At 49.8% G+C, this 14,541-nt stretch carries 14 protein-coding genes; all 14 read right to left on the bottom strand.

Going from position 1 to position 14,541, the window contains the following annotated elements; translation table 11 throughout:
• Window positions 1-33: 33 nt before the first annotated feature.
• The 14 genes from nadA to yabN all read right to left on the bottom strand — a co-directional run bounded on the left by nadA (window position 34) and on the right by yabN (window position 14,518).
• The gene (gene nadA / locus EDM21_RS22225; RefSeq protein WP_157338612.1) at window positions 34-972 is read right to left on the bottom strand and encodes a quinolinate synthase NadA; all 939 of its coding nucleotides are present in this window, start codon (window positions 970-972) and stop codon (window positions 34-36) included.
• A 216-nt stretch (window positions 973-1,188) separates the two neighbouring features.
• Window positions 1,189-3,162, bottom strand: coding sequence for an ATP-dependent zinc metalloprotease FtsH (ftsH, locus tag EDM21_RS22220; RefSeq protein WP_068777628.1), 1,974 nt, complete (start codon window positions 3,160-3,162; stop codon window positions 1,189-1,191).
• 94 nt (window positions 3,163-3,256) lie between these two features.
• Window positions 3,257-3,796, bottom strand: a complete 540-nt coding sequence (gene hpt / locus EDM21_RS22215; protein WP_157338611.1) for a hypoxanthine phosphoribosyltransferase — start codon at window positions 3,794-3,796, stop codon at window positions 3,257-3,259.
• Window positions 3,797-3,842: 46 nt separating this feature from the next.
• Window positions 3,843-5,360, bottom strand: a complete 1,518-nt coding sequence (gene tilS / locus EDM21_RS22210; RefSeq protein WP_157338610.1) for a tRNA lysidine(34) synthetase TilS — start codon at window positions 5,358-5,360, stop codon at window positions 3,843-3,845.
• A gap of 157 nt (window positions 5,361-5,517) precedes the next feature.
• A complete protein-coding gene (locus EDM21_RS22205) occupies window positions 5,518-6,438 on the bottom strand; it encodes a protein kinase domain-containing protein (protein ID WP_166542136.1) in 921 nt (306 codons plus the stop codon).
• Complete coding sequence (locus tag EDM21_RS22200) at window positions 6,422-7,144, bottom strand: vWA domain-containing protein (protein ID WP_157338609.1); 723 nt, start codon at window positions 7,142-7,144, stop codon at window positions 6,422-6,424. The genes EDM21_RS22205 and EDM21_RS22200 overlap by 17 nt, the downstream gene beginning before the upstream one ends.
• Before the next feature lie 405 nt (window positions 7,145-7,549).
• Entirely contained in the window at window positions 7,550-10,042 is a 2,493-nt protein-coding gene (spoIIE, locus tag EDM21_RS22195; RefSeq protein ID WP_157338608.1) for a stage II sporulation protein E, read from the bottom strand.
• 338 nt (window positions 10,043-10,380) lie between these two features.
• Window positions 10,381-10,884, bottom strand: a complete 504-nt coding sequence (locus EDM21_RS22190) for a S1 domain-containing RNA-binding protein (RefSeq protein WP_157338607.1) — start codon at window positions 10,882-10,884, stop codon at window positions 10,381-10,383.
• Window positions 10,885-10,994: 110 nt separating this feature from the next.
• Complete coding sequence (locus EDM21_RS22185) at window positions 10,995-11,336, bottom strand: FtsB family cell division protein (RefSeq protein ID WP_068777621.1); 342 nt, start codon at window positions 11,334-11,336, stop codon at window positions 10,995-10,997.
• A gap of 47 nt (window positions 11,337-11,383) precedes the next feature.
• Entirely contained in the window at window positions 11,384-11,968 is a 585-nt protein-coding gene (yabQ, locus tag EDM21_RS22180) for a spore cortex biosynthesis protein YabQ (protein ID WP_166542135.1), read from the bottom strand.
• A complete protein-coding gene (yabP, locus tag EDM21_RS22175) occupies window positions 11,965-12,246 on the bottom strand; it encodes a sporulation protein YabP (protein ID WP_068777619.1) in 282 nt (93 codons plus the stop codon). Before yabP ends, yabQ begins: the two co-directional genes overlap by 4 nt.
• Window positions 12,247-12,402: 156 nt before the next feature.
• Entirely contained in the window at window positions 12,403-12,657 is a 255-nt protein-coding gene (locus EDM21_RS22170; protein ID WP_068777618.1) for an RNA-binding S4 domain-containing protein, read from the bottom strand.
• Window positions 12,657-12,929 carry an HU family DNA-binding protein gene (locus EDM21_RS22165; protein ID WP_068777617.1) on the bottom strand — a complete coding sequence of 91 codons (273 nt, stop codon included), beginning with the start codon at window positions 12,927-12,929 and terminating at the stop codon, window positions 12,657-12,659. Before EDM21_RS22165 ends, EDM21_RS22170 begins: the two co-directional genes overlap by 1 nt.
• Window positions 12,930-13,042: 113 nt before the next feature.
• Window positions 13,043-14,518, bottom strand: a complete 1,476-nt coding sequence (gene yabN, locus EDM21_RS22160; RefSeq protein ID WP_157338606.1) for a bifunctional methyltransferase/pyrophosphohydrolase YabN — start codon at window positions 14,516-14,518, stop codon at window positions 13,043-13,045.
• Window positions 14,519-14,541: the final 23 nt, after the last annotated feature.

The raw sequence follows: 14,541 nt of genomic DNA, 5'->3' as shown, positions 1-14,541 counted from the left end.
CCACCCGTACCTTAACAAAGAGAGTAGCGCATGCTACTTGACTTGTAACATGCGCTCTAAGGACAATCTTGCTTTTTCTGCCGTTTCCGGCGTTACATATATCTCCGGCTGCATCGTCTCGAGGCACCGCACTACTTTTTTAAGATTATTTACTTTCATATTCGGACAAACCAAATATTTGGTTGCAAAATGAAACGTTTTATCCGGACTGTCTATACGCAACTGATAGCCGGTTCCGTCTTCTGTGCCCACAATAAATTCCTGGCACTCCGATTCACGGCAATATTTGATGATCGCTGTTGTGCTTCCCACAAAGTCACCCAATTGAACGACCTCAGGCCGGCATTCCGGATGAACAACAAATTGTGCGTTAGGATGGGCCGCTTTCATCTCTTCCACATCTTTAACGGTCAGCATATCATGGGTGTTGCAGTAGCCTTCCCAGATAATCATTTTTTTGTTTGTGAATTTTGATACATAGTCGCCCAAATTTTTATCAGGTACCCAGATAATCTCTTCTGCATCGATAGATTCTATGACTTTTCTTGCATTAGCAGAAGTACAGCAAATATCCGTTTCTGACTTTACTTCCGCAGAGGTATTGATGTAAGCAACAACTTTGGCATTGGGATGCTGCTGTTTGAGAGCACGAAGCCCGTCTACATTCACCATGTCCGCCATAGGACAGCCCGCTCTCTCATCAGGAATGATCACGGTCTTGCCGGGAGCCAGAATCTTAGCGCTTTCTCCCATGAAGTGTACACCGCAGAAAACGATGACATCTGCATCGGTTTCCGCAGCTTTCTGAGCTAAAAGAAAGGAGTCTCCACGAAAATCAGCAATCTCTTGAATTTCGTCACGCTGGTAGTAATGAGCTAGAATAATTGCATTACGTTCTTTCTTCAGCTCCATAATCCGCTCTTTAAGCAGCTTATTCTGTTCTGCTTTTCTTTCAAGAGCCAATGCCTCCATAATTGCATCCTCCTTATATGAAGCGGCACGCCTATAGCGGTGATTGGCGATAGCTACTCTTACATTCTGAACCATGTGTATAAGTTTTAAAGTTTCACAACTAAATTTACACAACATGCTCGGAAGTGTCAATCTGTAATTGGTTATCTGAATATAGAAAAACCGGGGGTCCAGCAGGACCTCCGGTTCTGTTACTCTCTATTTCAACCGCTTCGTTTAAGCTTGATTTTTACCGTCATCATCCGGTTTATCCGGTGGGTTCAGCGGGGTACGTTCCGGTGTCTCTGTTTTAAGTTCCACTTCAGGAGTCGGCTCCGGTTTGTCGCCTTGGCTCTGAATTGTTACTTTCACTTCGTCGTCTCCGGAAATTTTACCACTCTCAAGCAATTCCACGATCTGCTCTTTGTCCAGTGTTTCTCTTTCGAGAAGCGTCTGTGCAACGAGATGGACTTTATCCTTGTGCTCATTCAGAATCTGCTTCGCACGGTCGTAACATTCGCGAATAATAAGCTGCATTTCCTGATCAATCTCATAAGCAATCGCGTCACTGTAGTTCTGTTCATGACCAATGTCACGGCCCAAGAACACTTGACCTTGACTGCTACCAAACTGCATCGGTCCAAGCTTATCGCTCATACCGAACTCCATCACCATTCTACGCACAATGCCAGTCGCCTTCTGGAAATCGCTATACGCACCTGTCGCGATTTCACCGATGAAGATTTCTTCCGCAACACGGCCACCGAGGAGACCTGTGATTTTGTCGAGCAGTTCATTCTTGGTCTGCATCATCCGGTCTTCGCCTTCTTTAGGCAGCATCATTACATAACCGCCTGCACGTCCACGAGGAACGATCGTTACCTTATGAACCATATCCGCATTCTCGGCATAATAACCGATAATCGCGTGCCCGGATTCATGGTAAGCAACTGTACGCTTCTCGCGCTCGCTGATTACGCGGCTTTTCTTCTGCGTACCTACAATGACACGGTCGAATGCTTCTTCGATCTCCGCCATCGAAATATCCTTGCGGTTACGGCGGGCTGCGATCAAAGCTGCTTCATTAAGAAGGTTCTCTAAGTCCGCGCCTGTAAATCCGGTCGTGTAGCGGGCGATCGATTCCATCTTCACATCTTTAGCCAGCGGTTTATTCCGTGCGTGTACTTTAAGTACCGCTTCACGTCCTTTTACATCCGGGCGGTCAACCGTAATTTGACGGTCAAAACGTCCCGGACGAAGAAGCGCCGGATCCAGAATGTCCGGACGGTTAGTCGCGGCTACGATGATGATTCCTTCGTTCGCACCGAATCCGTCCATCTCGACGAGCAATTGATTGAGCGTCTGCTCGCGCTCATCATGTCCGCCTCCGAGGCCTGCGCCACGCTGACGGCCGACGGCGTCAATCTCATCGATAAAGATAATACAAGGAGCATTCTTCTTAGCGTTCTCGAACAAGTCACGTACACGTGACGCACCGACACCGACGAACATTTCAACGAAGTCGGAACCCGAGATGCTGAAGAAAGGTACACCTGCTTCACCGGCTACAGCACGAGCCAGGAGCGTTTTACCGGTTCCCGGAGGACCGTTGAGGAGTACGCCTTTAGGAATGCGCGCTCCTACTGCAGAGAATTTACGCGGATCTTTAAGGAATTCAACGACTTCGATCAATTCCTGTTTCTCTTCGTCCGCGCCGGCCACGTCCTCAAACGTGACGCGTTTTTTCTCTTCATTATATAAGCGGGCACGGCTCTTGCCGAAGTTCATGACTTTGCCGCCGCCACCCTGGGCCTGATTCATCAAGAAGAAGAAGAGAACAAAGATAATCACAAACGGGATGATGGAGGTCAGGAACGAAATCCAGACGCTATCGCCTTCCATTTTGAGATATTCTTCTTGAACACCGGCTGTTTCGACTAACTTTACAACACTGGAATCAAAGGGTCCACGGGTAACGAATTCTTTCTTATCCGCTTCCTTGGGCGCCTTATAACTTCCGTTAATCAGGTACGTACCCCCGTCGACTTTAATCTGTAGTTTCTCGACGTTCTTGGCCGCTATTTCCTGCCGGAACTCGTTGTAGGTAATCGGGTCTTTTTGATCGTTCTGCGTACTAATGAAATGCACAATACCGACAGTTACCAGGAAAATCAATAAATAAAAACCGGTATTCCGGATAAAGCGATTCATCCGCTACCTCCTCTCAAACGGCACACTTTTTATATTTTACCACAGCATGTCTCAGCATCACAACAAAGCTGGCCATGGGACATACTCGACACGCCTAGGTGGAATAAATTTCGGGTTTAAGAACGCCGATGTAAGGTAGATTGCGGTATTTCTCCGCATAATCAAGCCCGTAGCCGACAATAAACGCATCCGGAATTTCGAAGCCGGCATAATCCGGCTGCAAGTCCACCGTTCTTCTTGCAGGTTTGTTGAAAAGCGTTACAACGGAAACAGACTGTGCATTCCGTCTTTCGAGTACATCGATCAGGTAGCTGAGCGTTAAGCCGCTATCTATAATATCTTCGACGATCATGACATGACGTCCTTCTACGGACACGTCTAAATCTTTGATGATTTTGACGACCCCTGAAGATTTGGTCGATTGTCCGTAACTCGAAACCGCCATAAAATCAATCTCAAGCGGAATCGATACTTGTTTAACCAAATCCGCCATGAAGATAAAGGCTCCTTTAAGCACACAAATGACCAGCGGATTGCGGCCTTCGAAGTCTTTGGATATTTGTTGCCCGAGCTCCTGTACTTTAGCCTGAATCTGTTCTTCCGAGTAGAATACTTCTTGAATGTCTCTAAACAAGGATGCTCCCCCTACTTTATAATATGAAAACAGTCAAAAATCATTCTCAAGGTCCTTCCGCCGCGCCATCCCCAGGTTCAATCCGCAGATAAAGCGAACGTACAGTTCCGGGGCTGATTAAAGCGTGACGGGAACGGCGAATGCCCGGAATCCACAGTACAGTGCCTTCCGCATCAACAAGCAGCGGAAGCCTGGCTCTGCGGCTGGGCGGTATTTTGGCATCCATGAGAATATCTTTTACTTTTTTGGTCCCGTTTAAACCAAAAGGCTCCAAACGGTCCCCGACTTGCCGGCTCCTTACATACAAGGGCAGCCGAAGGGCATCGAGGTCAAACCAAACCCCTTCCTCATCAGCTTTCGCTGCAGCATCGGCTTCCTCCGTAATCAACTCACCAGATAGGGTCTTAAAGGTTAAGGCAGCATCGGCTTGAGGAATAAGAAGGTAACTCTGGCTTAAATCCAATGGATACAAAAAAGCCGCATCGGCTGAATCTGACATCTTGGACCGAAAGCAGATGCAATCGTACTCACGAATCAAGTGAAAAGCCCCGTCAATAGGCATTCTAAAATTAGTAGGCTGCTCCTGAACGATACCCGTACGAATCGCCTCTAATCTTACGTAATCGACGTTTTCCGCTTGAAAAGTAAGATAATTTAATATTAGTTTAATCACACGCCTTTGTAAAGCGACGTGCAATTGAACGAAGTCAGCCCGCTGTATGGTGACAGCCCCTGACTCCAAAGCAGCAATAGAAGCGAATGCACCTTCCGCTTCTTTCTCCATGTAAGCATTCTCTTCCGTCATAATCTCACCAAGCCGGTTCAAAGATTCGGGGAGCTGTTCGTTGAATTGCTGCAAAAATGGCATCGCATCCAGACGGATGCGGTTACGATTATATTTGCGTGACTCGTTGCTGCTGTCACGGCAATAGGCAAGCTCCTCGAAACGACAGTAGTTACTTACCTCTTTCTTGTATATACGAAGCAAAGGACGGACGAGTTCCACTTTTTTTTCGAATCTTCGCTGAGGAATTCCCGTTAAACCCGCCGGACCGGTCCCCCGTAAAATCCGCATAAGGATGGTTTCCGCTTGATCATCAGCATGGTGGGCAAGCGCGATCCGGTTAGCACCGTACCGCCGGGCAGTTTCATATAGAAACTGATAGCGTTTCTTGCGGGCGGCCACCTGGGAATTCAAAGATGTTTCTTCTATATAAGCGGGAACATCGATATTCCCAACTTCACAAGGAAGCTCGAGCTTCTCGGCAAAAGAGACTACGAAATCAGCCTCACGGTCGGACTCCTCACCGCGGAACCTGTGGTTGACGTGAGCGACGATCAGCTTCCAAGCCCATGCTGCGGAGAGCGTGTGCAGCAGATGTAGAAGCGCCACCGAATCAGGACCTCCAGAGACGCCAACCACTATCGTATCGCCCCGCTCGAGCAATCTCTCCTCGCGGATGACACGTTCTACGGCAGCACGAAGCCGGAACCCCGCATCCAGGCCTCCGGTCAGATAGTCTCTATCCGCTCCCGCAGCATCCGGCTGCTTGGGTTCTTTCATTGTGACTCCCCCGCTTTCCGTGCAGACGGGTACATTGTGACCTCATGCACTCATCCTGATTACTTGCCGCATTTAGATATAACGGACATACGGGCACATTCATGGCCAACCTGCTTGCCTGGCGGCTATTGAATTGCCCCAAAGCTGCGGTCTGCGGTTATCTCCAGTAGAAATAACCAAGCGTGCCAAGGAGAGCAATGAGAGAAGCCGCTAAAGACAGCAGCATCCAGGGGGATGCGTGGCTGTCGGGCGCCTGTGCAGCCGCCCGGATCCTCTTCCCCTGCTCTCCCCAGGCGATCAAGGCCTCCTTCGAGGTTGCGAATTGCCCTCTCAAAGCCCGCAAAAGAAACGGAGCCATTTCCTTCAAACGGTCATTCCGCTGCACAATTTCCTCCAGCATAGATATACATCTATTCTGCGGAAGCGATTGAATGGCAGAGCGGAATGAATCGTTCTTATCCAGCGTTTTGATGATCAGGACGGCAAATGAGAACAAGTCGTAACTATCCTCGGCAATCCGCTCTCCCGCGCACCAATACCCCCGGTCAAAAATCTCCGTAAATTGCTTGATCGCTCTGCCCTTGGCGGTCATCCCACCAAAATCAATGATTTCAACACGGCCGTGTTCCATCACAACCAGATTATCTGATTTGAGATCCCCGTAGATATAACCGCTTTGGTGAAGTTCAACCAGCTTTTTCAGCAAATTAGAGCCAATCGCGTAAATCCAGCCAGCACCGTTAGCTCGTATGTATTTGGATAATGAAGATCCCTCGATATACGGCATGACAAAAAAAGAGAGCCTTTTCCCCTCATATTCCGCATCATCGGTGTCCAGCAGAAACTGTCCAAACGATGTATCGGTCTTGGAAAGTGACTGCAGCGCGTTCACCTCGAACTGGTGATCAAGCGGATCATACCCGATCTTCATGGCATACCTCCGCCCTCCGCGCCGAACCAGAAGCACTTGACCGTTAGAGCCGGAGCCTAGCCTGCGTTCTACCGTATAGGTTCTGCCATTCCACCGCCCGCTGAGAGTCGTGCCGAAAGGCAACGAGGGCTCATACGACGTAGTCACGAAGCATCCCGTCCTCATCATCGCTTGAATAAGCAGGCTTCTCCGCGACATATTGCACAACCTTAAGCAAGGCGGGGCCAGTCGGGGTTGTACCCTTCATGTTTAATTTATAGAACATCCTATCCAAATTTGCAAGGTTGGCGGTCCACCCCGAGTCCATCTCCACCTCGGGATCCGTACTATGATGGCCGGGAAAATGAAACACGGCCAGTTCGCTTTGACCCGACCTCGCGCGCAGGCTCAGCAGCAGATCCGAGATGGCCACACGCACAGCTGCCATCTTGGGCTTCATGCTGGCGCTGGCATCCACGAGGAGCGCCACGCGGAGCGAACCTGTCTCAGCGAGGTCGTCAATGACGCGCACGACTTCGGAGCGCTGAGCCGGGGGCAGCTCGGTCACGTCACCGCTGCCGAGGATGCTGTGCAGCTCGCGGCTGACTGCCTGCTGCACCGTCTGCGACACCGTCCTGCGCGTCATCATCTGGATGGTCTGCGACAGCTGCTGGGAAGTGGCGATCCTGCTCATCCCGCCGCCTGCCCTTGCAATGTCACGTATCTCTTCGGCGCCGAGCAGACCGAGCTCCCCCTGGTCAACCACGCCGATCACATTGACCGTAATCCCTTCAGCACGCGCCTGTGCAGCTGCTGTTGTCGGACTGATCCCGACGTTAGAGCATCCATCGGTGATTAGTAGAATTTGTTTCATGTTCTCTTCGCCTCCAGTCTATGATTATTCTTACTAGTTTCGCCAAGTATGCGAGATTCTAATCATAGGAACACATCTGGGCAGCGGGAGATCCTCTATATGATGACCGGCAAACACAGCGCCATACAAACCAAATATAAAGCGCCCCTCACGGGAGCGCCTTATCCTTCTTTCAAGTTTCTTTCATGTCTTTCTTTCATGTCTTTCTTTCATGTCTTTCTTTCATGTCACTTTTTCATATCTTCCTTCATACCTCTCTTTCATATCTTCCTTCATGACCTACTTTCCACCATATCCCTCCTTTCTTTTTCCAGTTTATATCCCGCTTATTTCCAGTCGTCACTAGCTGATATCACCTTCCCCTCAAGATCCCAAGTCACCTGCAACAACAAACCCATTCCTTAATCAGCTCACCACCTTAGGACGCTCGATCCGGTTCACCCCCGGCCAGCGGAACGTCGCCCACTCGGGCTGGTGCTTCTCGATACGGGCAGCAACGACCGTCATATCATCAATGATCTCACCATGATGGCAGCGGACTACACGATCCAGCAGACAATCGGCAAAATCCTGCGGAATGTCCGTTTCTATTTCCTGAATAACCCGCTTCATCCACAGCTCCTTATTCACCGCATGACCCGGCGCGTCATAAATGCCATCTGTCATCATTATGAGAAGATCCCCATGCTGCAGCGGCTGTGAAACCAGATCCACCTCGATATCTTGTAGAATGCCGACAGGGAGATTATTTGCTTTGACCGGTATCACCTCATGGCCACGCTTAATGAAGCTGGGCGTCGAGCCGATTTTCATAAATGTCGTTTGCGCGCTGTAGAGATCAATTAAAGCCATATCCACGGTGGCATACACCTCATCGGAGGAGCGGAGCAGCAGAACGGAGTTAACGGATTTGATGGCAATTTTCTCATCCATGCCGGACTGAAGGAGCTGCTGCAGAATATTCAACGCCGCCGAGCTCTCGGCGCTTGCCCGCTCCCCGTTCCCCATCCCGTCGCTTAGCGCGACTACAAACTTGCCGTTCCCCAGTTCCGCCAGCGAAAAGCTGTCCCCGGACAGCAGCTCTCCGCCCTTAGCGGCTCCTGCTATTCCCGTTTCTACTTCGTATTCCTTAGCCGAGCCGAATTGAACCATGCTGTACCCCTCACCCCTAGGCATCATTTCTTCATTCTTGACAGCGATATGCTCGCCGATGATTTCACTTAGCAGCGGTGCAATGATCTTGCGGCATTCATCGAAACCTTTGGTATACTGATGGATAATTTCGATTTCCACATTTCCTTCGTCTAAGGAAACGACATCAATGCTGTGTATGGATAGTCCCAGATCCTCAAGAGCCTGGCGTATTTGTTCTTCCTGTAAAAACAGCTCTTGTCCCTCCCGCTTGATCTCCTTCGCCAAATCCTCCATGACTTGAGATACACCGCTGAGCTGATCGGCTACAATCTGCCTGCTGTCGGAAATTTGTTTTTTCCAATGCATATCATTCTGATACATCGCATATTGATTCTTCATCACATCCAGCACTTGATCGGGCTTCGTACAAGCCTGTCTCCATTCCAGCGGTATTTGCCTCTTATTAAAATCAGGATTAAGTTCAATCTCCGTCATCATACCCGTCATATATTGATAGGTCTGATAGAAGCGCTGATCCCAACAGCGGACTCTTTTGGAGCACATCTGACAAGTTTGGTTAGAGACCGCTTCCATGAAGTGGCTGATTTCTTCCTCCTTCTGCAAAGGCTGGCTCTCAACAGTCAACTGCTTGAAGCTGCGGGCCAGCTGCAAAAACACTTGCGAGAACTGCTCCACCCTGCCCGCCGTAATATCCCGCACTCTTTTGGCATAATCCTGCTGTGACTTCAGATTCTCTTGAGTGCCGGGAATGTACTTGGCCAGCGTCTGAAGCACGCTCTTCGGTGTGAGCAGGAACAGGACAACCGCCGCTACAGACTCCCAGGTGGAATTCATAACTTCTCCCTGTGTGCCTATGTAGATCGATAGAATGGAGGATCCCAGCAGCATACCGAACGCAACGGCCATCCGTCTGCCCTCTTTAAGCAGGCCTGCGAGCAGGCCTGAGAAGGCTAGAAGACTCATTTGATAGATTGCGTTGGCATTGGCCAAGCTGAGAATGAGTCCCGTGACAACTCCGACTGATGCGCCGAATGGGGCGCCGCCGACCAGAGCAAACAGAAGAATCAGATACCTTGACACCACATGCTCGACTGTAACGGGTCCTATTGTCCAGCCGACCGTTCCGGTCATCATAGAAGCCAGTAAGATGATCAAACAAATGATTTCTTCATGTTTGAGCTGATAGTTTTTACGGGTGAGAGTAAAGACAGGAACAGCTTGGACAAAAATAAGGGTCAGAACCAGACTTAACAGTGACTGTACACCCGTCATGGTCAAAGAGAACCAGGTCAGATCCGAGTTGACCAGATGGGCAAACATTTGGACCAGCAGCGAAGTGATGAAAACAAGAACGGGCGCGAGCGAGAGATCCGACCGCTCATATTTCTCAAGTGCTTTCTGGATCAATACGAACACAATCATTTCGGTTAGCATATACCCGCTTTGAGGCTGTACGGCCAGCATACTGCCTGCAAATAGAAAAGCTCCCGTCCACAAGAGTAAGTCTCGGCGCTGAAAGTACATGACGGCAAAAAAGGCCAGTGAAAAAGGGGCAAGCTCTTCCAAAATCATGGCTCTTCCGAGCAGGAAGGCCATGATCAGCAGCAGTATCGACCACTTCTTGGCTACCATGGATTGAACCATCCTATTCTCCACAACTCGGTTATGAGCCGCTGATTTCGTCCGCTGCATCGCGCCTGCCCACTGCAGACCGATGGAAAGTGCACCATTTCGTTTTTCCATGTTCAGACACCACCATTTCTCTTAGTGGGTTTATTATAGGAGCCTTCTCTCATAAATTTTGTCACAATGAGTTACTAGAGTCCAAGAAATTTCCGACAAAAAAGGGGGCCTTGTCAGCTTAACGCAAACGCAGCCCTATCAGGGGCTTGGCCCCATCGTTCCGAACGCCCGTTCCTCGGAGGATTCGCTTCATACGAGCCGCTTACCATGCATATGCGGTAAGGTTGTGTCGATTCCCCGAAAAACGTTAGTCCAGTCGACGCAAAAAAACCACATCCGCCGAAACGGAGTGTGGTTGTAAATTCTTGTAATCATATAAGTAGAGCAAGAGGAACGATTTAGTCGCGTCTTCCGCCACGTCCACCGCGTTTGGAATCCTGCTTTTTGAGCGAAGAGATGCGCTCTTCACTATCTTTGAGAAAGCGACTCATCTTGTCCTCAAAAGTCGGTTTACCTGGCGGGTTACGGAAACCGCCACCGCGTCCACCGCGATCTCCACGTCCGTGTCCACCACCGCCGCCACCAAAGCTTGGACGGTCTCCGGAACGAGAGGAGTCGAACTTACTATTGCCTGGTGGTCTTTGAGGGCGAGCAGGTTCAGCGGGCTTTTCGATCGTCTGCTTGATGGATAAGCCGATTTTCCCGTCCTTGTCCACGTTGATGACTTTGACCAGAACTTTGTCTTCGAGTTTGAGATGGTCGTTGACATCCTTTACGTAGTTGTCGGCGATCTCCGAGATGTGCACCAGTCCGGTAACACCCTGTTCAAGCTCGACAAATGCCCCAAAGTGAGTGATCCCGGTCACTCTTCCTTCTAATTTGCTGCCCACTTCAATTGCCATAAAATACAATGTTCCTCCCTTAAATTGTTCAAAAAGAACGGCTACGCCGATTATACCCCATTGCTGAATCTACGGTCAACATGGAGAAAAGCCCAATTAATCCGGAATTTTTACGGATTCTTTGATTTGGGCGCCGGTGATATAAAGCGTGTTTCTCCTTCGCGTGCATAGTTCAGCTCGCTGCGGATCACTTGTTCCAAATACTCAGGGTCGTTCAAGCGGGCAATTTCTTTTGTAATATCCGCTTTACGCTTCTGCTCATCCGCCAACTGCTGCTCGACTTGCTGCATTTCAGCACGCTTCTCGCCTAGTTTACCGGATTGATCCCAGTATGTCACTCCAGCCCATGTCAAAACACCGAGCGAAATCACTGCAGCAATACGGAATCTGCGACGAGTGCCTTTGCTATTCGATTTGGTTTGAGATTGTGATGATTTTGATGGGACAGGCATGGGAATTTACAGCCTCCTGATCTTACGGCCGCTAATCGGCCTTTACTTCACTTCTTACCCTTAGAAAACCACTTCTGAAACAGCTGTTTCATCCAGCTGATCCACCCCAAAATGCGGGCAGGTACACGAAGCTTAGCGTATAGAGGACGTAACAGCCAGAGCATTAATCTCCAAACAGGGTAACCTAATTGTACCACAACTCGGAACAGGAACATAGCAGCGCCCGCCAAAACTCCCAAGAGAAGCAAAGCCAGCTTGTATAGACCTACTGCCGGTTTGAAAAGCAGAAGCACCATCGCTCGCCTGCAGAAACGAAGCAGCCATTTCACAGCCTGAATGCAAACTCCGATTAATTTACGGACCGTACGGCTCAGGGCAAGCAAATAAACGAACAGCCCCAGAAGCAAACCGATAAATACAAAGAGACGGACTTGTCCATGATTACTGCGGATCAAAGTGCCGAACACGAGAATGATCCCGATAATCCAATAGGCGAGATCGGCAAGCGGGAAAGTCCAGCGCGGCAGCCTCAGCTGCACGAACACCACCCGGAAGGCGTCATAGAGCGCACCGAGGCCCATCCCGCTGACGAACATCAGCCACAGCGTTACGAATTGTACGTTCAGAGTCACTTAAACAATTTACCCAAAAACCCTTTGGACTTCTCCGGGGAATTCGCATCGACATAGGCAAGAGAGTTTACATAGCCCTCAATCGCTACCAGGCCCTGATCCAGACTGAGGTTCTTAATGTGCAGATTCTGCCCCTTGATTAGCAGAAATCCGCAGTCCGTTTCCAGCAGGAATTCTTCACTGTCAAAACTCTCCACATTCTTTACGCCCGAAATCTCGAGCAGTTTGCGGTTCAGCATCTTAACTTCCTGCCGCTTGGTCTTTCCGGCCTCCATCATGGCAAGTCCCCCCTACAGCTTTTCCTACCACTACGATATGGGGGGATGTCCGTTTTTAGAACACCAATACAGGCCTTCTCATTCTATTCCGCATAAAAAATTGGATAAAAAAGAGACTGAGAACGGCAAAATGCCGTGCTTCAGTCTCTTTGCTGATCAGAGCGCTTCTTCGCGAAGGAGCGTGTACATATGAGCCGCATCTTCCTTGCGCGTCGACTCCGTAAGAAGTTCTACGCGAACCGTCACTTTTTTCTGCCCGAATTGAATCGTCAGCTCATCGCCGACTTTCACCGTCGAACTCGGTTTGGAGTCCCTTCCATTAATCCATACGCGGCCCTGGTCCGAAATGTCCTTGGCTACCGTACGGCGTTTAATAAGCCGGGATAATTTAAGAAACTTATCCAGTCTCATTACTTAACAGCTTCTTTAAGCTTATTACCTGCTTTGAAAGCAGGAACATTGGATTCTGGAATTGTAATTTCTTGACCGGTTTGCGGGTTGCGGCCAGTACGACCGGAACGCTTACGGGTTTCGAAAGTACCAAAGCCGATCAGCTGTACTTTATCTCCTGTGGACAGAGCGTCCGTAATTTCCCCGAGGAATGAATTCAGGACTGTTTCTACGTCCTTTTTGGTCAGGCCGCTTTTAGTGGAAATGTTGTTGATCAGATCTGTCTTGTTCATTATTAGTTACCTCCTAAGTGGATGACAATTTAAAGCTTATCTGTTCTGTGCATAGCCGCTTTCGCACTATGTATTCTGGATGGGCACGTAAAATCCTGCTGAAAACCCGTAGTCTACGGAAGTTTTTTTGCTTCTTGCCACAATTCTTCCATTTCATCCAGATTCGTGTTATGAATCGATCTTCCATCGGCTTCCAAACTTTCCTCGATGTAGCGGAATCGGTTCGTAAACTTACGATTCGTTGAAGCAAGCGCTTCTTCCGGATCTATTTTCAGGAAACGGGCCAAGTTGACAACAGCAAACAGCACATCGCCCAGCTCATCGAGCCGCTGTTCCGGAGTCCCGTCCGTCACCGCTTCCTGGAGCTCCGCCAGCTCCTCCTGGATCTTGGCCGAAACTTCGGCAGTCTCCGACCAGTCAAAACCGACACCCGCCGCTTTCTTCTGCAGCTTATAGGCTTTCATTAACGCTGGCAGATCGCGCGGAATGCCGGCAAGCACGGACTGCTTCTTTGGATCAATGCCCTTGCGGCGCTTCTCCTCATCCTTAATCCCCTGCCAATTGGCCAAAGCTTCCTCAGCATTACCCGCTTCTTGAGTTCCGAAAACATGAGGATGCCGGCGGATGAGTTTCTCGTTCAATCCGGCAATCACATCATATACGGTAAAGGCGCCTGTTTCCTCTTCCATTTGGGCATGCAGCATTACCTGCAAAAGCAAATCGCCAAGCTCTTCACACATATGGTCAGGATCGTCTTCATCGATCGTTTCCAGCACCTCGTAAGCTTCTTCAATCAAATTTTTGCACAGGCTTGCATGGGTTTGCTCACGGTCCCAAGGGCATCCCTCCGGGCTTCGCAGAATCGCGACAATCTCATGCAAACGTTCCATGGTCCGGTTGCGGAGTTCGTCTCTATCGCTCTTAGGAATCCATACAAGCGACAAATTCCCATAGCCCTCCGTACGGTCAAGCTCGTACAGGGGAAGCTCCACCAGCGACTCTTCTCCTGCCACACCAAGCGAATGACCGACAACAACCGGATAATCATCCGGGTACATGTCCATCAGCGTCAGCTTCACATCGGAAGCGGTGAAGGTATCATACACTTGTCCAATAATCGTATGAAGACGGGGATTGAGCATGCCGGGCCGCAGGTCCGTTGCATCCAGCAGCTGGAGCCCCTCAATCGGGTCAAAACCGAACCTTAGAAAAGCCTGGTCGATAAAACTCTCTCCGCCGATAATATCAAGCTTTATTCCCTCTTCCGGACACCGGGTCCTAAGCAGCTGGACGGTATACTCCGCCACCATCGGGTGTCCGGGTACGGCATAAACGACATTCTCCGTCCGCGCCGACTCCAGCAGCGCCGATACAATGGCTTCGTATGTATCATCAAAACGGTCTTTGGATTCATAGACTGCATCGAAAGTCTCGTACCGGATACCCTCAGCCTGCAAAAATTGCGCCACCGGATGTTTCTCCGTCCGCAAATACAACTTCGTAGCCTGCTGCAGCTTGCGCAGCACGCCGAGCGTAAGCTGGTTCTCGTCGCCCGAACCGAGTCCGAGGACCGTAATGGCTTGCGTCATGGCCGACTAGCCTCCTTCATAGT

This window comes from Paenibacillus lutrae, from assembly GCF_009757775.1.
In the GTDB taxonomy this organism is placed as follows: domain Bacteria; phylum Bacillota; class Bacilli; order Paenibacillales; family NBRC-103111; genus Paenibacillus_F; species Paenibacillus_F lutrae.
This window is presented reverse-complemented; position numbering and strand designations above follow the sequence as displayed.

What these genes read in the sequence shown, in the direction of transcription:
- EDM21_RS22185 (WP_068777621.1), bottom strand. Translation starts at nt 11,336, where the DNA reads ATGCCTGTCCCATCAAAATCATCACAATCTCAAACCAAATCGAATAGC.
- EDM21_RS22165 (WP_068777617.1), bottom strand. Translation starts at nt 12,929, where the DNA reads ATGAACAAGACAGATCTGATCAACAACATTTCCACTAAAAGCGGCCTG.
- EDM21_RS22190 (WP_157338607.1), bottom strand. Translation starts at nt 10,884, where the DNA reads ATGGCAATTGAAGTGGGCAGCAAATTAGAAGGAAGAGTGACCGGGATC.
- yabN (WP_157338606.1), bottom strand. Translation starts at nt 14,518, where the DNA reads ATGACGCAAGCCATTACGGTCCTCGGACTCGGTTCGGGCGACGAGAAC.
- nadA (WP_157338612.1), bottom strand. Translation starts at nt 972, where the DNA reads ATGGAGGCATTGGCTCTTGAAAGAAAAGCAGAACAGAATAAGCTGCTT.
- spoIIE (WP_157338608.1), bottom strand. Translation starts at nt 10,042, where the DNA reads ATGGAAAAACGAAATGGTGCACTTTCCATCGGTCTGCAGTGGGCAGGC.
- tilS (WP_157338610.1), bottom strand. Translation starts at nt 5,360, where the DNA reads ATGAAAGAACCCAAGCAGCCGGATGCTGCGGGAGCGGATAGAGACTAT.
- yabP (WP_068777619.1), bottom strand. Translation starts at nt 12,246, where the DNA reads ATGATGGAGGCCGGAAAGACCAAGCGGCAGGAAGTTAAGATGCTGAAC.
- EDM21_RS22200 (WP_157338609.1), bottom strand. Translation starts at nt 7,144, where the DNA reads ATGAAACAAATTCTACTAATCACCGATGGATGCTCTAACGTCGGGATC.
- ftsH (WP_068777628.1), bottom strand. Translation starts at nt 3,162, where the DNA reads ATGAATCGCTTTATCCGGAATACCGGTTTTTATTTATTGATTTTCCTG.
- EDM21_RS22170 (WP_068777618.1), bottom strand. Translation starts at nt 12,657, where the DNA reads ATGAGACTGGATAAGTTTCTTAAATTATCCCGGCTTATTAAACGCCGT.